Source organism: Mesorhizobium sp. LNHC232B00 (genome assembly GCF_000502435.1).
In the GTDB taxonomy this organism is placed as follows: Bacteria; Pseudomonadota; Alphaproteobacteria; order Rhizobiales; family Rhizobiaceae; genus Mesorhizobium; species Mesorhizobium opportunistum.
The window spans coordinates 1-19,325 of record NZ_AYWP01000037.1 but is presented as its reverse complement, the minus strand read 5'-3'; the positions used below and the strand labels follow the sequence as shown (position 1 = coordinate 19,325).

General features: G+C 64.5%; 21 protein-coding genes and 1 pseudogene. 11 read left to right on the top strand and 11 right to left on the bottom strand.

Annotation, left to right across the window (positions count from 1 at the left end):
- Positions 1-37 precede the first annotated feature (37 nt).
- Entirely contained in the window at positions 38-976 is a 939-nt protein-coding gene (locus X743_RS141225; protein ID WP_023768720.1) for a CHAD domain-containing protein, read from the bottom strand.
- A complete protein-coding gene (locus X743_RS141230; RefSeq protein ID WP_013892060.1) occupies positions 973-1,446 on the bottom strand; it encodes a CYTH domain-containing protein in 474 nt (157 codons plus the stop codon). Before X743_RS141230 ends, X743_RS141225 begins: the two co-directional genes overlap by 4 nt.
- A gap of 91 nt (positions 1,447-1,537) precedes the next feature.
- Between X743_RS141230 and X743_RS141235 the strand changes: the two genes are divergently transcribed.
- Genes X743_RS141235 through X743_RS141250 form a run of 4 tightly spaced genes read left to right on the top strand, consistent with a single transcriptional unit; the run spans position 1,538 to position 5,241 of the window.
- Entirely contained in the window at positions 1,538-2,224 is a 687-nt protein-coding gene (locus X743_RS141235) for a CerR family C-terminal domain-containing protein (RefSeq protein WP_023768719.1), read from the top strand.
- A gap of 13 nt (positions 2,225-2,237) precedes the next feature.
- Entirely contained in the window at positions 2,238-3,191 is a 954-nt protein-coding gene (locus X743_RS141240) for an HlyD family efflux transporter periplasmic adaptor subunit (RefSeq protein ID WP_023768718.1), read from the top strand.
- The gene (locus tag X743_RS141245; RefSeq protein WP_023768717.1) at positions 3,188-4,108 is read left to right on the top strand and encodes an ABC transporter ATP-binding protein; all 921 of its coding nucleotides are present in this window, start codon (positions 3,188-3,190) and stop codon (positions 4,106-4,108) included. Before X743_RS141240 ends, X743_RS141245 begins: the two co-directional genes overlap by 4 nt.
- Positions 4,105-5,241, top strand: coding sequence for an ABC transporter permease (locus X743_RS141250; protein WP_023768716.1), 1,137 nt, complete (start codon positions 4,105-4,107; stop codon positions 5,239-5,241). Before X743_RS141245 ends, X743_RS141250 begins: the two co-directional genes overlap by 4 nt.
- Before the next feature lie 84 nt (positions 5,242-5,325).
- On the opposite strand, the gene X743_RS141255 is transcribed toward X743_RS141250, so the two are convergent.
- Both X743_RS141255 and X743_RS141260 read right to left on the bottom strand, forming a co-directional pair.
- The gene (locus X743_RS141255) at positions 5,326-6,303 is read right to left on the bottom strand and encodes a threonine/serine dehydratase (protein ID WP_031258608.1); all 978 of its coding nucleotides are present in this window, start codon (positions 6,301-6,303) and stop codon (positions 5,326-5,328) included.
- Between the two features lie 316 nt (positions 6,304-6,619).
- Positions 6,620-6,940 (bottom strand): hypothetical protein, encoded by a 321-nt coding sequence (locus X743_RS141260; RefSeq protein ID WP_013892054.1) that lies wholly within the window; start codon positions 6,938-6,940, stop codon positions 6,620-6,622.
- 174 nt (positions 6,941-7,114) lie between these two features.
- On the opposite strand from X743_RS141260, the gene mbfA reads away from it, so the two are divergent.
- Positions 7,115-8,098: an iron exporter MbfA gene (gene mbfA / locus X743_RS141265; RefSeq protein WP_023768714.1), complete on the top strand. Its 984-nt coding sequence runs from the start codon at positions 7,115-7,117 to the stop codon at positions 8,096-8,098.
- 198 nt (positions 8,099-8,296) lie between these two features.
- Here mbfA and X743_RS141270 read toward each other — a convergent pair whose 3' ends face one another.
- A complete protein-coding gene (locus tag X743_RS141270) occupies positions 8,297-8,641 on the bottom strand; it encodes an antibiotic biosynthesis monooxygenase (RefSeq protein ID WP_023768713.1) in 345 nt (114 codons plus the stop codon).
- Positions 8,638-8,970, bottom strand: coding sequence for an NIPSNAP family protein (locus tag X743_RS141275; protein ID WP_031258607.1), 333 nt, complete (start codon positions 8,968-8,970; stop codon positions 8,638-8,640). The genes X743_RS141270 and X743_RS141275 overlap by 4 nt, the downstream gene beginning before the upstream one ends.
- A 172-nt stretch (positions 8,971-9,142) precedes the next feature.
- Between X743_RS141275 and X743_RS141280 the strand changes: the two genes are divergently transcribed.
- Entirely contained in the window at positions 9,143-9,817 is a 675-nt protein-coding gene (locus tag X743_RS141280) for a winged helix-turn-helix domain-containing protein (RefSeq protein WP_023768711.1), read from the top strand.
- A 230-nt stretch (positions 9,818-10,047) separates the two neighbouring features.
- Here X743_RS141280 and ligD read toward each other — a convergent pair whose 3' ends face one another.
- Together ligD and X743_RS141290 are read right to left on the bottom strand one after the other, a co-directional pair.
- Positions 10,048-12,609 (bottom strand): DNA ligase D, encoded by a 2,562-nt coding sequence (gene ligD / locus X743_RS141285; RefSeq protein ID WP_023768710.1) that lies wholly within the window; start codon positions 12,607-12,609, stop codon positions 10,048-10,050.
- Between the two features lie 64 nt (positions 12,610-12,673).
- Positions 12,674-13,543, bottom strand: a complete 870-nt coding sequence (locus tag X743_RS141290; RefSeq protein WP_023768709.1) for a Ku protein — start codon at positions 13,541-13,543, stop codon at positions 12,674-12,676.
- Between the two features lie 38 nt (positions 13,544-13,581).
- On the opposite strand from X743_RS141290, the gene X743_RS1000000172480 reads away from it, so the two are divergent.
- The 3 genes from X743_RS1000000172480 to X743_RS0137295 all read left to right on the top strand — a co-directional run bounded on the left by X743_RS1000000172480 (position 13,582) and on the right by X743_RS0137295 (position 14,747).
- Positions 13,582-13,929, top strand: a complete 348-nt coding sequence (locus X743_RS1000000172480) for a hypothetical protein (RefSeq protein ID WP_156934539.1) — start codon at positions 13,582-13,584, stop codon at positions 13,927-13,929.
- Positions 13,926-14,066 carry a hypothetical protein gene (locus X743_RS1000000171445; protein ID WP_013892047.1) on the top strand — a complete coding sequence of 47 codons (141 nt, stop codon included), beginning with the start codon at positions 13,926-13,928 and terminating at the stop codon, positions 14,064-14,066. Before X743_RS1000000172480 ends, X743_RS1000000171445 begins: the two co-directional genes overlap by 4 nt.
- Before the next feature lie 294 nt (positions 14,067-14,360).
- Positions 14,361-14,747: a DCC1-like thiol-disulfide oxidoreductase family protein gene (locus X743_RS0137295; protein ID WP_051508631.1), complete on the top strand. Its 387-nt coding sequence runs from the start codon at positions 14,361-14,363 to the stop codon at positions 14,745-14,747.
- A gap of 38 nt (positions 14,748-14,785) precedes the next feature.
- On the opposite strand, the gene X743_RS141295 is transcribed toward X743_RS0137295, so the two are convergent.
- The 3 genes from X743_RS141295 to X743_RS141305 all read right to left on the bottom strand — a co-directional run bounded on the left by X743_RS141295 (position 14,786) and on the right by X743_RS141305 (position 18,519).
- Positions 14,786-15,169: a DUF1850 domain-containing protein gene (locus X743_RS141295; RefSeq protein ID WP_023768706.1), complete on the bottom strand. Its 384-nt coding sequence runs from the start codon at positions 15,167-15,169 to the stop codon at positions 14,786-14,788.
- A 61-nt stretch (positions 15,170-15,230) separates the two neighbouring features.
- The gene (locus tag X743_RS141300) at positions 15,231-17,333 is read right to left on the bottom strand and encodes a TRAP transporter permease (RefSeq protein ID WP_023768705.1); all 2,103 of its coding nucleotides are present in this window, start codon (positions 17,331-17,333) and stop codon (positions 15,231-15,233) included.
- Between the two features lie 226 nt (positions 17,334-17,559).
- Positions 17,560-18,519, bottom strand: a complete 960-nt coding sequence (locus tag X743_RS141305) for a TAXI family TRAP transporter solute-binding subunit (protein ID WP_013892043.1) — start codon at positions 18,517-18,519, stop codon at positions 17,560-17,562.
- A gap of 259 nt (positions 18,520-18,778) precedes the next feature.
- Between X743_RS141305 and X743_RS141310 the strand changes: the two genes are divergently transcribed.
- Both X743_RS141310 and X743_RS1000000173725 read left to right on the top strand, forming a co-directional pair.
- Positions 18,779-19,147 (top strand): YciI family protein, encoded by a 369-nt coding sequence (locus X743_RS141310; RefSeq protein ID WP_013892042.1) that lies wholly within the window; start codon positions 18,779-18,781, stop codon positions 19,145-19,147.
- Between the two features lie 25 nt (positions 19,148-19,172).
- Positions 19,173-19,325, top strand: a pseudogene (locus X743_RS1000000173725) (RNA polymerase subunit sigma-70); the annotation flags it as partial.

The window sequence follows — 19,325 nt, the reverse complement described above, 5'->3', positions numbered from 1 at the left end:
TGATTAACACAGGCTGGCGTGCGGACACCAGCCGCGGTTAGCCGGCCGATGCGCTGGCGTCTTCCTGCGGGCCGGCCAGATCGTCGCGCGCCTTGCGGGCCAGTCTTTTCGTCGCGTGCCTGGGGCTGTCGCCGAACAGGTCGGCGGCCTCGGCAAGACAGGATTTCCTCAGGCTTTTTTCCGACCGCTTCAGCAGCTTGCCAAGAAGCTTCGTATCCGCGTGCGGCCCAAGCGGCTGGTCGTCGGCCTCGAGCAGCGCGCGCATGACGAACACGTCATGCAGTTCGCCAAGCCGCTCGCCCAGTTCGTCGACGGCCTTGCGCCGCGCCTTGATCGGCGTCGGCCAAAGCCGGCCGAGCAGCGACAGGTGCATGCCGTGCGTCTTGGCCGCCTTGCGCAAATCGTGGAAATCGTCGGCCTCGCCGCGCGCGCCGGCCTTGTCGAGCGCCTTCCTGGCACGGCGCAGGGTGACGCGGGCGCCTTCGGCGAGCACGTCGGCGGCCTGTTCCGGCTGGTCGGGCAAGGCAAGGCTTTCGATCCGCTTCATGCCGTCCTGGCAAGCGGCGGTCGCCGCGCCGATTGCCGCCTGGAGGCCGGCGCCTTCATGCAGATCATGCTGGCGGGCGACCAGCCTGTCGCGCACGGCATCGAGCCCGCCATCGGCGCTCTCCTTGGGAAAACCTGCCGCCAGCCGGTTGATGGTTTCGATCAGCGCCGTTGCTTCACGCGGGCCGGCAAGCAGCGCCGCCACATTGCGATAGCACTGGTTCTCGGTCGTGCAGAAAGTTTCGTCTCCGGAACGAACCAGGCGTAGCAAGGCACGCGCGCTCTTCAGCCGCTTGCGGCATTTGTGCAGTCCCTGTTCCGGCCGGCTCTGCGCCGCGTCCAGATGCAGCAGTGCCTTGCCAATCTCCTCGGCAAGGATGCGTCTGACCTCGCCGGTCAGCGGCAGGCGCGGGTCGATACGAAAACTCATGCGGCGATCTCCGGAATCCCCCCGAGGGCGAGCGACGCGTTGTAGAATTTCTGCTCGCCGGTGACTTCACGGCCGAGCCAGTCTGGCAGCATTTCGTCCGGCACGTCTTCCGGCGTCTCGAGTTCGGCCACCACAAGTCCTGCCAGCGCGCCGCCAAAGACGTCGACTTCATAGAGATAGCCGCGATGCCTAACATGGTGGCGTGTCTTCTCTATGACACGTCCTAGAGCGAAGGCCAGCATCTCCTCGGCCTCGGCAAGAGGCACCGGATACTCGTATTCGTCGCGCTCGCGCGCCTTGCTGCCGAATTTGAGCGTCAACTTGGCGGACACGCCGTCGCTGATGCGGATACGCACCGTCCGGCCGGGCGCGGCGGCAAGATAGAACTGGCGAATGCGGATATCCGCCTCGACCAGGTTCCGCCATGCGGTGCTGGAGACCAGGAACTTGCGCTCGACTTCCTTGCCCATGGCCGCGCACTAAAGCGGTTGCCGCAGGCGATGGCAAGACAGCCACGCACTCAAGTTGACTTTAATCAATCGATTGATTAAAGAATGGATCATGATCAAAACGCCCGACGCCAAGAATCCACGCCGCGACACGCCGCCGGCGGAGTTGACGCGTGCCGCGCTCGTCCGCGCTGCGCTGAAACTGTTCGGGCGGCAGGGCTTTGACGGCACCTCGACACGCGAGATCGCGGCGGAGGCGCAGGCCAATATAGGTTCGATCGCCTACCATTTCGGCGGCAAGGAAGGCCTTCGCGCCGCCGCCGCCGACTTCATCGTCGAGACCATCCAGACCGTTGCCGGCCAGGCGCTGGGCAACAGCCAGGCCGCGGCTCCACCCGATCCCGAGGCGGCGAGGGCGCAGCTCTTCGCGGCGCTGGAGCGGATGGTCGGCTTCATCGTGGCGCAGCCGGAGGCCGGCGAAATCGTGCAATTCGTGCTGCGCGAGCTGTCGCATCCCACCGCTGCGCTCGACCGCATCTATGATGGCGTCTTCGAGCCGACGCATCGCCGGCTGTGCCTGATCTGGGAGCAGGCGACCGGCGAGCCGGCCGAAAGCGAACGGACCCGGCTCACCGTGTTCACGCTGATCGGCCAGGTCATCTATTTCCGCATCGGCCGCGAGGCGGTGATGCGCCGCATGGGCTGGCATGACATCGGCAGCGCTGAGGCGGCAAAGGTCGTGGCGGTCACGACCGACAATCTCAGCGCCATACTGGCCGCCAGGAAGAGGCAGAAATGAAGGGGCAAAGACCATGAGTTTTCTATGTTCGCTGCCGCTCGCCGTGCAGCTTTTCGGTGCCTGCGCCCCGGCGCCGCCGCTGGCCGTCGGCTATGTCGAAGGCGACTATGTGCTGCTGGCGCCGATCGAGGTGGCGCAGGTCGAGACCGTCACTGTCAAGCGCGGCGATCGCGTCACGTCAGGCGCGACGGTGGTGACGCTGGAAAGCGCCGATGCCAAGATCGCGGTGGCGCAAGCTAAGGCAAGCCTCGCCCAGGCGCAGGCGCAACTCGCCGACCTCCAGGTCGGCAAGCGGCCGGAAGAAATCGCCGCGCTCAAGGCCCAGGTCGACATGGCCAAGGCGCAGGCCGACGACGCCAAGCGCAAATACGACCGCGCCGCCGACCTGTTCAAGCGCGGTACCGGCACGCAGGCGGACTACGACACCGCCTCGGCGACGTTGGAAACCGCCAACGCGCAGGTCGGCCAGGCGCAGGCCAATCTCGCCGTCGGCGGCCTGCCGGCGCGCGCCGAGACGATCAAGGCCGCCGACAATCAGGTCGGCCAAGCGCAGGCCGCGCTCGACCAGGCCGAGTGGCGGCTGTCCAAGCGCATATTGGCGGCGCCATCGCCGGGCCGCGTCAACGACGTCATCCGCAATCCCGGCGACACGGCGGGTCCGACCGCGCCGGTGATTTCGGTGCTGCCCGACGGGGCGGTGAAGCTCAGCGTCTATATACCGGAGGCCGCCTTCTCCTCGGTCAAAATCGGCAGCCTGCTCAGCGTGCATTGCGACGGCTGCGGCGCGGACGTGAGGGCGCGCGTCAGCTACGTCTCGCCCGATCCCGAATTCACCCCGCCCGTGATCTATTCCCTGGAGAACCGGCAGAAGCTGGTCTACCTCGTGGAGGCGCGGCCGGAGGGCGATGCGGGTCCGCTGCAGCCCGGCCAGATAGTCGATGTCGACCTTGCGGAAACGGCAAAATGAATGTCATCGACGTTCATGGCCTGGTAAAGCGCTTCGGCGACAAGACCGTCGTCGACCACGTGACGATGTCGGTCGCGGAAGGCGAGATCGTCGGCTTCCTCGGCCCCAACGGGTCGGGCAAGACCACCACCATCCGCATCATGTGCGGTCTGCTGACGCCGGACGAGGGCGAAGGCACGGTGCTGGGTTTCAACATCCGCACCGACTCGCTCAGGATCAAACGCGAAGTCGGCTACATGACGCAGAAATTCTCCTTCTACGAGGATTTGACAATCGGCGAGAATCTCGAATTCGTGGCGCGGCTCTACCGGCTGAAGCCGGTCGAGGAGCATGTCGCCAGGACGCTGGAAGAACTCGGCCTCGCCACACGCCGCAACCAGCTGGCCGGCACCTTGTCGGGCGGCTGGAAGCAGCGGCTGGCGCTGGCCGCCTGCATCATGCACAAGCCGAAACTGCTTTTGCTCGACGAGCCGACGGCCGGCGTCGACCCGAAGGCGCGGCGCGAATTCTGGGACGAGATCCATCGCCTCGCCAGCGGTGGGCTCACCGTGCTGGTCTCCACCCACTACATGGACGAGGCTGAGCGCTGTCACCGCATCAGCTACATCTCCTACGGCAAGATGCTGGCCACCGGCACCGTGGCCGAGGTGGTCAGGAATGCCGGGTTGACCACCTTCGTGCTGCAGGGTCCGCAACTCGATCAGGTGGCCGAAGCGCTGCAAGGCCGCCCCGGCGTCGACCAGGTGGCGCCGTTCGGCGCCACGCTGCATGTCGTCGGCTCCGACAAAAAGACGCTCGAAGCAGCACTTGCCGATGTCGAGAAAGAGCACAAGGGCGTGACGGTGGCGCCGGGGGAAACCAGCCTGGAGGACGTCTTCATCCAGTTCATGTCCGGGTCGAAGGACAATATGGCATGAACGGCATCTTCTCCTTCGCCAGGCTCGGCGCGCTGCTCATCAAGGAATTCATCCAGATGCGGCGCGACCGCATCACCTTCGCCATGATGCTTGGCGTGCCGCTGATACAGCTCGTGCTGTTCGGCTACGCCATCAACAACGATCCGAAGAGCCTGCCTGCCGCACTGGTGGCGACCAGCAGCGACCCCTACACGCGCGCCATTGTCGCGGCGCTGCAGACCACCGGCTATTACCGCTTCGATCATGTCGCGCAAAGCGCCGAGGAGGCCGAGTTCCTGATGGCGCGCGGCGATGTCGCCTTCGTCGTCACCATCCCGGCCGACTTCGCCAAGCGGGTCGAGCGTGGCGACAATCCGCAGATCCTGATCGAGGCCGACGCCACCGATCCCGCGGTCGCCAGCGGCGCCATCTCCACGCTCGGCACCGTCGCCAGCCAGGCCTTGCTCAGGGCCCAAGGCATGCAGGAAGCCGCCGCCGAGGCCGCCAGGGGGCAGCTCGATGTCGTGGTGCACCGGCGCTACAATCCCGAAGGCATCTCGCAATACAACATCGTGCCCGGCCTGCTCGGCGTCATCCTGCAGATGACCATGGTGATGATGACCTCGATCGCGCTGACACGCGAGACCGAGCGCGGCACGATGGAGAACCTGCTCGCCATGCCGTCGAGCCCGCTCGAGATCATGATGGGCAAGGTGCTGCCCTATCTGGCGGTCGGCGCCGTGCAGGTGGTGGTGGTGCTGGCGGCGGCGAAGCTTCTGTTCGCCATCCCCTTCACCGGGTCGATGTCGCTGCTTTTGTCGGCGGTGCTGGTGTTCGTGCTGTCGCTGGTGCTGCTCGGCTATACGATCTCGACCATCGCGCGCACGCAGATGCAGGCCCTGCAGCTCACCTTCTTCTTCTTCCTGCCGTCGATCATGCTGTCGGGCTTCATGTTCCCCTATCGCGGCATGCCGGATTGGGCGCAGACCTTCGGCGAGATCTTCCCGCTGACGCATTTCCTGCGCATCACCCGCGCGGTGATGCTGAAGGGTGCGCAACTGCCGGCGGTGGCAACCGAGATCGGCTGGCTGGTGGTCTTCGTCGCTTTGTTTGCCGGCGTCGCACTGGTGCGATTCAGGCGCACGCTGGATTAGGGGCCGCGATATCGGGAAGTTTTGAAGTCGGCGGGACAGAGGGGGGTGCTCAAGCGCGACGCTTCCGCGTGGAGCGCCGCCACCCTACGCCGCCGCCATGATCCCGGCATACGTCCCGAAATCGACATTGCCGCCGGACAGCACCACGGCGATATTCTTGCCCGAAAGCTCGATCTCGCCCGACGACAGCGCCGCCAGCGCGACGCAGCCGCCGGGTTCGACCACCAGCTTGAGATAGGCCATGGCGTCACGCATCGCCTGCGCCGCCGCCTGGTCCGAGACGGCGATGGCCCCAGCGAGGTTCCGGCGGTTGATCTCGAAGGTGATCACGCCGGGTTCGGCGGTCAGCAGCGCGTCGCAGATGGAGTCATGGCCCGGCTCATTCGAAACCCTGGTATCGGCGGCCAGCGAGCGGCGCGTGTCGTCGAAATGCTCGGGCTCGACCGCCCAGACGGCGGTATCGGGCGAGGCATCCTTGACGGCGACGGAGATGCCGCTCGACAGGCCGCCGCCGCCGCAGGGAACGGTCACCGCGTCGAGGCCGATGCCAAGCGCTCTCGCCTGGCGCATCAGTTCGAGGCCGATCGTACCCTGGCCGGCGATGATGGCTGGATCGTCGAAGGGCGGCACCAGCACCATGCCCTTCTCGATGTAAGGGCGGACCACAGCCATGCGATCATCGCGAAAACGGTCGAACGGCACCACCTCCGCGCCCATCTTGCGGACATTGCCGACCTTCATCGCCGGCGCGTCGGCGGGCATGGCGATGACCGCCTTGACGCCGAACATGGCGGCCGAAGCGGCGACGCCTTGCGCATGGTTGCCCGAGGAGAAGGCAACGACGCCCCGACTGCGTTCCGCCTCGCTCAGCGACGACAGCTTGTTGTAGGCGCCGCGGAATTTGAACGAACCGGTGCGCTGCAGCGTCTCCGGCTTGAACAGGATGCGCGCGCCGAAGCGTTTGTTCAGTTCCTGTGATTCGATCAATGGCGTTTCGACGATCAAGCCGGAGAGCCGGGCCGCGGCGGCGTGGATGTCGGCGATGCCGGGAAGGGTGGTCATGACGGATCCTGCGAGATGTGGCACCTTCATGGTGCACGCAAAGGCCGGCGCGACGCCAACGAAAAGATGTGACCGTTACAAAATTTGGCGATTATGACGAGGTACAAAATGTCGCCAGCGTTGCGGCCGGCACACCCCCCCCTCTGTCCTGCCGGACATCTCCCCCTCAAGGGGGGAGATTGGCTGTTTCATGCGCGGCGTTTCTTCTCCTGCGTTGGAGATTGGCGAAAGCAAAGACAACCGTCGATCTCCCCACTTGAGGGGGAGATGGCCGGCAGGCCAGAGGGGGGCGCTGTCCAGCCAACCTATCGCAATTTCATCCCAACAGCGTCCGCTGCCTCTTGGTCCCGCCCAGCTTGCGCCAGTTGTTGAAGCGGTGGGTGGCGGCGGCGAAGGAGATTTTCATCTGCTGGGCGACCGAATAGCGCGACTTGCCCTCGTCGAACATGCGGTAGCAGCACTCGACGCCTTCCTCGGTCAGCTTGCCGTCCGGGGCCTTGTTGTGCGGATTGGCGGGGTCGAACTTCTCGACCTGCTGCTCGACCAGGCCCTTCAGGCGCTGCAGGTCGGCCTCGATGCTGGCAATGAGATCGAGAACGGGCTTTGGGTCGAAATGCTCTGCGTGCGGCTTCGTCATGCGTTGATCCTCATCCTTGTCTTGGGTTCAATTATATAGGTTAACCTTTGCCAATAATGAAGGGCACGTTCCGGCGCCGGCTTCAACAATTCTTGAGCCGTGAGCAAGCGCGCGATTGACCCGGGGTCCGTCAAACCCTAGTTTAGAACCATTCTAAACTAGGGTGATTTCCTCATGCTTTCCCGCGTTTTCGGCTTCGGCCGCCGTCCCTTCGACTCGCTGTCCGAACAGGAGATCCTGGCTCTGGCCATTTCATCCGAGGAGGACGACGGGCGCATCTACCGGGCCTATGCCGATGGGCTGGCGGATAAGTATCCGCAATCGGCGAAGATGTTCGAGGAGATGGCGCATGAGGAGGACGGTCATCGCGATGCGCTGATCGAGCTTCATCGCAAGCGTTTCGGCGAGCGCATTCCGCTGATCCGGCGCGAGCATGTGAAAGGCTATTACGAGCGCAAGCCCGACTGGCTTGTCCGGCCGCTCGGGATCGAAAATGTGCGCAGCCAGGCCGAGGTGATGGAGCGGCAAGCCTACCTGTTTTATGTCGAGGCGGCAAAGCGCACCACCGACGCTTCGACGCGCAAACTGCTCGACCATCTGGCGGCGGTCGAGCAAGGCCACGAGACGCTGGCTCACCAATTGGAGCAGAAGCACGTGCCTGGCGAAGTGAAGGACGAAGAAGCGGCGGCCGAGCAGCGCCAATTCATCCTCACCTATGTGCAGCCGGGCCTTGCCGGCCTGATGGACGGCTCTGTGTCGACGCTGGCGCCGATCTTCGCCGCCGCTTTTGCCACACATGACACCTGGCAGACCTTCCTGGTCGGACTTGCCGCCTCGATCGGCGCCGGCATCTCCATGGGTTTCACCGAAGTCGCCTCCGACGACGGCAAGCTCTCGGGACGCGGCTCACCGATAAAGCGCGGCGTCACGACCGGCGTCATGACGGCCGCAGGCGGCCTCGGCCACGCGTTGCCCTATCTCATCCCGCATTTCTGGACGGCGACCGGCGTTGCCGCCGTGGTGGTGTTCTTCGAGCTATGGGCCATTGCCTTCGTCCAGAACCGCTACATGCAGACGCCTTTCCTGCGCGCTGCCTTCCAGGTGGTGCTGGGCGGCGCGCTGGTGTTCGCCGCGGGCGTGCTGATCGGGAATGCCTGAGCGACTTTCTCCCTTCCCCCCTTGTGGGGGAAGGTGGATCGGCGCATAGCGCCGAGACGGATGAGGGGTGTTCCAGCGGAGTGAGACGTCGGCGATTTAGGCCTACGATCTGGATGAAGAGTATCGCCAAGCTGGAGCATCCCTCATCCGACCGCGCTTCGCGCGGCCACCTTCCCCACAAGGGGGAAGGAAAAACCGCTACCCATTCACCGCCCGGCTATCGACCGGCGCCTCGTCCCTTTCCGTCAGCCCATAGTCCCGCACCACATGCGCGATGCGCAGCCGATAGCCGGCAAAGATGCCGCCTCGGCCAGCCTTCTGGGCCTGCCGGTGTTCTTCCGTATTGCGCCAGGCCTTCACCGCTTCCTCGTCGCGCCAGAACGACAGCGACAGGATGCGGTCGGGGTCGGCCAAACTCTGGAAACGCTCGATCGAGATGAACCCATCGATGCCATCGAGCAGCGGACGCAGCTTGGCGGCGATGCCGAGATAGACATCGCGTTTGCCCTCCGCCGGCTCGACCTCGAAGATGACCGCGATCACGGCAACACCAGCTTGGCGTGCGGGCCGGAAGCCAGTTTCAGGAACATGCGGTCCTCCTTGAGGATGAATCGTTCACGCTTGGCGAACGCGTAGTTTGCCTTGCCGGCGGGATCAGCCGCAAGCCGGGCGCGATAGGCTTCGTAGGCCGCCAGGCTTTCAATGTTGTAGGCGGCGTACGCGGTCGTGGCCGAGCCCTCATGCGGCGCGAAATAGCCGATCAGGTCGGCGCCGCAGCGCGGAATGGCCTGGCCCCAGTTGCGGGCATACTCCTCGAAGGCAGCCTTGCCGAACGGGTCGATCTCATAGCGGATGAAGCAGGTGATGGTCATGGTCGTCTCCTCGGATCGTTGCATCAATAGTTCGAGCCCGGTCGAAACGTCGCGCACTTGAGTGTGCTAGGCCGTTTCGTGTCAGGAGCCGTCGTGGCGTGCTTCGCCGCCTCCTTGAGCTGATCGGAGAATAATGCTTATCTGACGAGAATGCTTCGATGAGGAACGAACTATGCGTGAAGGACCCGACATTGCCCGCATCGCCAGCCTGGTCGGCGATCCGGCCCGTGCCAACATGCTGAACGCGCTGATGGGCGGCACCGCGCTGACCGCCAGCGAACTGGCGCTGGAAGCCGGTGTCTCGTTGCCGACCGCTTCCTCGCATCTGTCGAAACTGATGGAGGGTGGCCTGCTGACCCTGGCCAGCCAGGGCCGCCATCGCTATTACGGCCTCGCCGGGCCGCAGGTGGCCGGCATGATCGAGGCCATCACCGGGGTCGCCGAGGCCGTCGGCCCGAAGCGCGTGCGGCCGGGCCCGCGCGACGGCGCCATGCGCGTGGCCCGCGTCTGCTACGATCACCTCGCCGGCGAGCAGGCCGTGGCGATGCTCGATCGTCTGGTCGAAAAAGATATCCTGCAGCGTGACGACAAGGAAATCAGGCTCGGGCCGTCGGCCGCATCGCATTTCGCGGCAATAGGCATCGATGTCGGCGCCAAGCCGCGCCGCCCGGTCTGCCGCGCCTGCCTCGACTGGAGCGTGCGCCGCTCCCACCTCGCCGGCACGCTGGGCGCCGCTATCTTGGACAAGATCCTTGCCGAGAAATGGGCCCGCCGCGAGAAGGACAGCCGCGCGGTGGTGTTTTCGCCGCCGGGAAAGCAGGCGTTCGAGAGGGTGTTTTTGAGCTGATGGCTCAGCGGCGCTACTCCGGCAGTCGTTGGCGGGACAGCGCCCCTCTCTGCCCTGCCGGGCATCTCCCCCTCAAGGGGGGAGATTGGCGGCTTCATTGTCTCGCTCACCTTTAAGCGTCGATAGTTGGCGAAAGCGCTTGAGCGCGTAATCTCCCCCCTTGAGGGGGAGATGGCCGGCAGGCCAGAGGGGGGCGCCAAGGATCGCAACGGTTGCAAATTGCGGATGGATCACCCCCGCTTCAACACCTTCCCCCTCTTGAAAAAATCCTTCCACGGGTCGGCTTCCTTCAACTGCTTCGCCGTCGTCTTGTCGCCGATCGGGAAGGCGTTGGGCGCCAGTCCGGCCTCGATTTCGGCCCAGGTCACCGGCATCGACACGGTGGCGCCCTTCTTGGCGCGCGAGGAATAGGGCGCGACTGTTGTGGCGCCCCTGCCATTGCGCAGATAGTCGACGAAGATTTTCCCGGTGCGCGCCTTTTTCGACAGTGTCGCCGTATAACGGTCAGGGGCGGCCTGCTCGAGCGCCCTGGCGAAATCATGGGCGAAATTCTTGACCTCGTCCCAGTCCGCCGAGGGCTTCAGCGGCACCAGGACATGATAACCCTTGCCGCCCGATGTCTTGACGAAATTCGGCAGCGACAGCTCGTCGAGCTTGCCCCTGATGTCGAGCGCCGCCTCGCGCACCTTCTTGACGTCGACGCCTTCGTCGGGATCGAGATCGAAGATGATCTGGTCGGGCTTCTCGATCTCGTCGACGGTAGAGCCCCAGATATGAACTTCGACGACGCCGTACTGGACCAGTGCGGCGATGCCGTCGAAATCCCGGATGAACAGGATCTCCTCGCCGTCCGTCGGGTCCTTCATCCGGGCTATCTTGTCGCTCATCCCGGCCGAGGCGTGCTTCTGGAAGAAGCGCTGGCCGCCGACGCCATCGGGCGCCCGCACCAGGCTTAGCGGCCGGTTGATCACGAAGCGCTCCATGCTTGGCCAAACCTGCGCGTAGTGATCAAGCAGGCCCTGCTTGGAGATTTTTTCCTCGGGCCACAGCAGCTTGTCGGGATGGGAGAGTTTTACCGTGGTTGTCATCGCCCCGGCAGGTTTGCCGGCGCCGCTGGGCGCGGATTTCGCCCTGGCTGAGCTCTTGCCTCCTGGTTCTTCGCCCCCTGATCCCTTGCCCCCTGGTTCCTTTGCCGTCGCCGCCCTGGGCTTTTCCTGCACGACTTCCTCCGCCGGCTTGTCCTCGCGCAGCCCCTGGAACGAGGCATGGCGTATTATACGGTCCGATGTCCAGCTGCGGAACTCCACTTCGCCGACAAGCTCGGGTTTGACCCAGACCAGCCCCTTGCCCTTGGGCACGGCTGCGTCGAAAGGCGAGGTATTCGCCTTCAGCCCATCGAGTTTCTTCTTCAGATCGTTGGCGCTCCTGGTGGAGAAGCCGGTGCCGACGCGGCCGGCATAGTGTAGGCTGCCGCCCTCGTAATAACCGACCAGCAGCGAGCGCAGCCCGCGCCCGGTCTTGTCCGACGGCAAATAGCCGCCGATGACGAATTCCTGCCGCGCCGTGCATTTCGACTTCACCCAGCTAGGACCGCGCCCGCTGCGATAGGGCGCGTCGGCGCGTTTGGAGACGACGCCCTCCAGTCCCATGCGGCAGGCATGCTCCAGCATGATCTTGCCGGGCTCGGTGAAATGATCGGAGAAACGCACCGCCGCGTTCTCGGATGGCTTGCCGAGCAGTTCCTGCAGGGCTTGCTTGCGCTCGACCAGCGGCTCGCGGCGCAGGTCCTTGCCGTCGAGGCGCATCAGGTCGAAGACATAGTAGATGAAGCGGTTTGTCCGCTTCGCCGACAGATCCTGCTGCAGCAATGAAAAGGACGAAACGCCGCTGTCGGCCAGCACGACGACCTCGCCGTCGATGATGGCGTCGCTGCACTTCAGGCGAGCGAGTTCGGCAACGATCTCGCCGCCGAATTTCTCCGTCCAGTCGAGGCCGGCGCGGGTCAAGAGCCGCACCTCCGTGCCGGCGATCTGTGCCTGTATGCGATAGCCGTCGAACTTCACCTCGTGCAGCCAGTCCTCGCCCGACGGAGCCTCCCGTTCCAGCGTGGCAAGCTGCGGTTCGACAAAGTCGAGTTTCCGGCCCGCGGCCTTCGCCTTGCTGGCGGCCGGCCTGTTGGAATGCCAGACTTTCGGTTTCTCGCCCCTGGCGGCCTTGCCCGCGCCCACCTCCTCGATCGTCAGGCCCGACTTCACCGATTGTGGTGCCTCTTCGAGGATATCCTCGCCCGGACGCGCCGCCGCATCGTCCGACTTGATCAGCAGCCAGTTGTCGCGCTTCTCCCCCGGGCGCGGCCTCAGCCGCACCAGATGCCATGAGCCATGCAACTTATGGCCCTTGAGCTCGAAGTTGATATGGCCCTTCTTCATCGCCTTGGCCGGGTCGGTCTCGGGAACCCATGTCCCCTCGTCCCAGACGATGACAGAGCCGCCGCCATATTCGCCCTTGGGAATGGTGCCTTCGAACCCGGCATAGTCGATCGGGTGGTCCTCGACGTGGACGGCGAGCCGCTTTTCATGCGGATCGAGGCTCGGGCCGCGCGTCACCGCCCAGCTCCACAGCACCCCGTCATGCTCGAGACGGAAATCGTAATGCAGCCTGGTCGCCGCATGCTTCTGGATTACGAAGAGACCGCCACCGACCTCGCCCTTCTTGCCGCGCGCGACCTTGCCGGCCGGTTCGGACGTCTTCTTGAAGTCGCGCTTGGAATGATACTGTTCGAGTCCGGCCATTATTCCCTGGTCCTCAAGCTTCCCTGGTCCTCAAGCTTCCCTTGTCCTCAGGCTTCTCTGGACCTCAGGCCGATTTGCGTTTGGGCGCGGCCGTTTTCGGCTTGGCGCGTTTGGCTGCCGGCTTGGGTTTCGCCGACGAAGACGCTTTCGATGACCCGGAGTCCGACAAGCTCTTCTTCAACGCGTCGAACAGGTTGATGACATTGGAAGGTTTTGGCGCGGCCTTTGCCTTCGGCGCCTTGTGGCCGGCCTTCTTGGCGCGGATCAGCTCGAGCAGCGCGTCCTCATATTTGTCGTCGAATTTCGACGGGTCGAACTTCGCCTTCTTCTTGTCGATGATGAGTTCGGCAAGATCGGTCATCTCCTGGTCGGTCTTCACCGCCTCGATCTCGCCGAACACGGTATCGGGCTGGCGCACCGTGTTGTCATAGCGCAGCGTGGTCAGCACCATGCCCTTGCCGAGCGGCTCGATGACCACGGGCCGTTCGCGTCGATAGAGCACGATGCGCGCCAGCCCGGCCATCTTCTTGCCCGCCATGGCGTCGCGAATGACGGCAAACGCTTCTTCCGACACCTTGTCGCCCGGCGCGACATAATAGGGCGTATCGAGATAGACCTGCTGGATCGAGGCCTTGTCGACGAAACCGTCGAGGCTCATCGTGTGCGAGGATTCGATCTGCACCGCCTCGATCTCGTCTTCCTCGATATGGATGAATTCACCGTCGTCGAGCTCATAACCCTTGATCTCGTCATCGTCGCCAAGCGGCTCGCCGGTCTCGGCGTCGACATAGATGCGCTTCACCGTATTGCCGGTCTTGCGGTTGAGGATGCGGAAAGACACCCTTTCGGTGTGGGTGACGACATTGGTCAGTTCGACGGCGCAGGTGACCAGCGACAGCTTCAGATAGCCCCTCCAGGCAGGACGTGGCGCCATGACAACTCCCTTCAGGAACCCGATGAAGGTGAGAACGGATGGCGCGCGCTCCAGTTCCTTGCCAGTTTCCTGATCGCTTGATGTTCGAGCACCTTGAGAGTCAGGCCCGCATCGAAGCGTCCAGAACGGAAATTTCACAGGCGCGGCGGAAATTGAAACAGAACCGCGCGCCGGCGACATTCAAACGAAACATATGTGATGCAAAAGTCACACTGGGCGAAATGGCGACAAAAGGCACCGAAACACCCCGAATCAGCCGCATTCCGGCCACGAAGCAACGGGTTTTCGACCAGAAATTAACATCACGTTCACCGACTATTCACGCCTCGATGCTATCATTCTCGCAATTCGGAAGGGACATCCGAACATCGGGACAGGGTAAATGAACTTCCTCACTCACCTCATCGGCTATGCCGCCGCCATCCGCGAATTCGTCGCGCCGACCTATCGGCCCGAGCGCTACTACATGCGCGGTCCCGGTCCGGCTTGCGCCCGTCGCGGCACGTCGCTGGGCGCGCACTGACCATGACGTTCGAGAGCCGCCACAACAGCCGCATCTGCAGGCCCGGTGCCAACGCGCGTGCCACCACCTATCGCGCCGAGCGCCCCGTTCTGGGTGACCGGGTCCTCGGGTGACGGGCGGCGTGCGACATCGCCGCGTCTTTGATCTCGCCTGCGGCTGGCTTAGTGTCCCGTGACACGAGCAGCCGAGGCCCGCGTGACCGATCTTCCCCAGTCAAGTCTGCCCCCGTTCAATCGACCCAAAGTCCAGCGATCCAAGTCCAGTCCCTCTGAGCCGTCAGGTACAAGCCGTCAGCTGATCGTCTTCGACGGCGTCTGCGTGCTCTGCTCCGGCTTCGTGCGCATGGTGGTCAGGCTCGACCGCAAAAGCCGCTTCCGCTTCGCCACCGCCCAGTCGCCTTTCGGCGAAGCGCTGTTCAGGAAGCACGGGCTGCGCACCGACGCTTACGAAACCAATCTCGTCCTTGTCGACGGTGCCGTCTTCACGCGGCTCGACAGTTTTGTCGCCGTGATGGCGGAACTCGGCTGGCCGTGGCGAGCTGCCAACGCGCTGTTGCTGCTGCCGCGCCCGCTGCGCGACTGGCTTTACGAGCGCGTCGCCAAGAATCGCTACGCCCTGTTCGGCAGGAAGGACAGCTGCGACGTCCCATCCGCCGAACTGCGCGGGCGGCTCCTTGGCTAAATGGCGATCGCGCCGCGCAATTGCCGTCGCCTGACACGCTATCGCGGCTGGCTCGTGCCATCCGCCGCGCACGGCTCCAGCGCGATGGAGCCGCCGGCCTCCTTGCCGAGTTCCCGGCAGTCCTGAACCGTGCACAGTGTCCAGCCGTTGCCAGTTGCGCCGGAGGCGGCGAGAGAGACGTGACGCTGCGGTCCGACCTTCGGTGCATAGGCCCACCAGCCGTCTTTCAGCACCGCGCCCTCCGGTGGCTCCATGCCGGCGCCCGAACCCTTGATGCGCGCCTCGACCACTTGCAGGCCGGACGGCGTCACCTTCCAGTCTTCCTCCCATCGTGTCCGTTCCACCGAATGCGTCCACGACAGCGTGAAGGCGGCGACCGCCAGCGTCACCGTCTTGCCGGCGGCAAGGATGCACAGGCTCATGTGGTGCTATTTCTTTGCTTGAGCATGATCTCTTCCGAAAACCGGATTCCACTTTTCGGGATCATGCCCTGGCCCGCCGTGCCCGCCAGCAGTGCCAGCCGATCCAGGCAAGCGACAGCGCCCAGCCGGTTTCGTCGGTGAGCGGCAGCGCCGCGACCAGAAGCACGCCGGCGGCGAACGCGACAAGCCGTTCCCACCACGCCATGCGCGTAGCGAGGAAGCCGACGGCCGCCGCCCCCCACAGCACGATGCCCATGCACGCCTTGACGACGATATAGGCGACCTCGACGGGATAGCCGAACTCAGCGGCGATCGGCCCGGCGTCCTGCAGCATCAGCGCCGGCGTGTAGACAGCCATGAACGGCACCACGAAGCCGGCGATCGCCAGCTTGGTCGCCTGGATACCGATCTTGAGGCCGCTCTCCTTGGCCATCGGCGCCGCCGCGAAGGCGGCCAGCGCCACCGGCGGCGTCAGATCGGCCATGATGCCGAAATAGAAGACGAACATGTGGCTGACCACCAGCGGCACGCCGAGCGACAGCAGCGCCGGGCCGGCCAGCGACGAGGTGATGATGTAGTTGGGGATGGTCGGGATGCCCATGCCGAGCACCAGGCAGGTCAGCATCGTCAGCACCAGCGACAGGAACAGGTTGTTCTCGCCGATCGAGATGATCCAGCCGATGAAGGTCGACGCGATGCCGGTCAGTGTCAGCGTGCCGATGACGATGCCGACGATGGCGCAGGCGATGCCGACCGGCAGTGCGTTTTTCGCCCCTTCGGCAAGCGAATCGACGCAGATCCGCAGCGTTTCGCGCCCACCCTTGAATGTCGCGCAGGCGATGATCAGGGCGCCAATGACGAGGCTTAGGACGTTGACGCCGAACTTCATGAACGAGGCCGCGGCAAGCCCGAGCGCCAGCCAGAAGACGATGCGGAAGGCGAGCGGCCCGACCGCCGCCGCCAATGGCGTGCCGAGGATGAGCACGATGGTCAGCGCCAGCCCCATCGTGCCGGCGAAGACCGGCGTGTAGCCGGCGAACAACAGATAGATCAGCGCGGCCAGCGGCAGCACCAGCGGCCAGTGCTGCCGCACCGCGTCCCACGGGTTGGGCAGGTCCGCCTTGGCCATGCCGCGCAGGCCGGCCTTGCCGGCCTCCAGATGCACCTGCCAGAAGCAGGCGCCGAAATAGAGCAGCGCCGGGATGATCGCCGCCTTGACCACGTCGGCATAGGGAATGTTCAGCGTCTCGGCCATGATGAAGGCGACGGCGCCCATCACCGGCGGCATGATCTGGCCGCCCATCGAGGACGTCGCCTCGACCGCGCCGGCGAAGGCCGGGCGGAAGCCGAAGCGCTTCATCAGCGGAATGGTGAACTGACCGCTTGCCACCACATTGGCGACGCCGGAACCGGAAATCGTGCCCATCAGCGCCGACGACAAAACGCAGACCTGCGCCGGGCCGCCGCGCCATGAACCGACGAGGCCGAGCGCGAAATCGTTGAACAGCGCGATCATGCCGGCGCGTTCGAGAAAGGCGGCGAAGACCACGAAGATGAAGATATAGGCCGCCGAAACGTAGATCGGCGTGCCGTAGATGCCTTCCGTGCCGTAGGCGAAGGTGTCGACGAGCTGGGCGAAGTCGTAGCCGCGATGGATGAAGGGTGCCGGCAAATGGTTGCCGAAGAAACAATAGGCAAGCAAGATGAAGGCGATTGTCGCGAGCGGCAACCCCATCAGCCGCCTGGCCGCCTCGAAGACCAGCACCACCAGCACAGCGCCGACGATCAGGTCCGGCGTGGTCAGGAAGCCCGAGCGCCGGATGAGATCGGAATAAAACACCCAGTTGTAAAGGCCGGTGCCGAAGCCGAGCACGCCGAGCGTCCAGAACATTGTTTTGGCGGCCATGCCTTTGGCGCGCAGATTGGCGATCAGGGCAAAGCCGAGCAGCAGCAGGAAGCCGACATGCATGGCCCGCACCACCTGGCTAGGAAGGCCGCCATAGGCGGCGATGTAGATCTGGAAAGCGGAAAAGGCGACGGCGATGACAAACGCCGCCTTGCCGGCGATGCCGTCGCCGAACCCTGGCGGCAGGCCTTCGACCTGTTCTTCGGCGACAGGAAGGTGGAAGGTGGTGGAGGATTTGCCGTCGGCTGGTTCGCTCATCCGACGCACTCCCAAGCAAGCGAACTGCAGCGCGAGGCGCCCCCCTCTGCCCTGCCGGGCATCTCCCCCTCGAGGGGGGAGATCAGCGGCATCGATGTCGGCGCAGGTTTTGCAAGGTTTGGCGAAGAACATAACAACGGCCAATCTCCCCCCTTGAGGGGGAGATGCCCGGCAGGGCAGAGGGGGGCGCTTAGCGAGGACATCTCAGATAAGCCGAGCGAACCTGCTACTTCACCAGCCCCTTCTCCTTGTAATACCGCTCCGCGCCCGGATGCAGCGGCACCGGCATGCCGTCGAGCGCCTTGGCCGGATCGATGCCCTTGGCGGCGGCGTGCGCGGCGGCAAGCTGGTCTAGATGATCGAACATCTGCTTGGTCATCTGGTAGGCGGTCTCGTCGGAGACATCGGCGCGGGTGATGAGGAAATTGCCGACGGCGGCGGTGGCGACATCCTCGCTCTGGCCTTCATAAGTGCCCTTGGGAATGACCACCGACAGATAGGGCGCGCCGATCTTGGCGACGTCCTCGGCCGGCACGGCAACGACGTTGATCGGCACCGAGGTGGCGAGGTCGCGGATCGAGGCGACGCCGAGCCCCGCCGACTGCAGCGTGGCGTCGAGCTGGCGGTTCTTGATCAGTTCGACGGATTCGGCGAAGGGCAAATATTCGACCCGGCCGAGATCCTCGTATTTCAGCCCGGCGGCGGCGAAGATGGCGCGGGCGTTGAGCTCGGTGCCGGAGGCCGGCGCGCCGACCGACAGGCTTTTGCCCTTGAGATCGGCAAGCGTCTTGATGCCGGACTCCTGGCTGGCGACGATCTGGATGTAGTTGGGATAGATGGCGGCGATGCCGCGCAATTTGTCGAGCTTGCCGGGGAAACCGGCCTCGGCATTGCCTTCGGCGGCGAGCTTGACGGAATCGCCGAGGGCAAACGCGATCTCGCCCTTGCCCTGCTGCAGCAGGTTGAGGTTCTCGACCGAGGCCTTCGTCGCCTGCACCTGCGTGCGCGCGCCCTCGATGCCCTTGCTGTAGATTTCCGACAGCGCCACGCCGAGCGGGTAGTAGACGCCCGACGTGCCGCCGGTCAGCACATTGATGAATTCCTGTGCCTTGGCCGCGGCAATGCCGAGGCCAAGCGACAGCGCCATGGCGCCGGCCGCAACGAACTTCGTCCTGAAATGGAACATCCGGGTCTCCTCCCTGAAAATATCGACCGCACCACCTCCTCGGTGCGAACCGGGCCAAGTTTAGACAGCGAGCCGCAAATGCCAACCGGCAATCGCAGCCATTAGACGAACGGTTGAGTGCATGGGCGACACCTTCCGGCTTGCGCTAGGCGCGGCCACGGCCGAAAGATTTTCACGGCACCTGTCGAAATCGGCCGACACCGCACGACATACGTCTGGCCCCGCAAGACGCGGCCTTCCAAACCACGGGAGAAAACCCATGCGATACATGCTTTTGATCAACAATGACGAAGCCGCGCTGGCGAACACGCCGGTCGAGAAGGCCCAACAGATGAGCGCGGCCTATGCCGCCTACACCGAAGCGTTGAAGAAGTCCGGTGCGTGGCTGGCCGGCGAAAGGTTGCGTCCGACCCAGGCAACCACCTCGGTGCGGATCGCCGACGGCAAGACCAACGTCATCGATGGCCCCTATGCCGACACCAAGGAGCAGCTTGCCGGCTTCTACATGATCGAGGCGGCCGACATCGATACCGCCATCGAATGGGCGGCGCGCTGTCCGGCGGCCAGCACCGGCACGGTCGAGTTGCGGCCGATCTGGGAAATGGCCGACTACATGCCCAAGAAATGACGATGTGCCGGGAAATAGCGATGTGATGGACAGTCGTCCGGAGGTCGTCCGGGCGGCGGCGGAAGCGGCCGCCCGGCAAAGCTATGGCAAGCTGGTCGCCTGGCTGTCGGCGCGCACGCGCGACGTAGCCGCCGCCGAGGACGCGCTGGCCGATGCCTTTGCCGCGGCGCTCGAACGC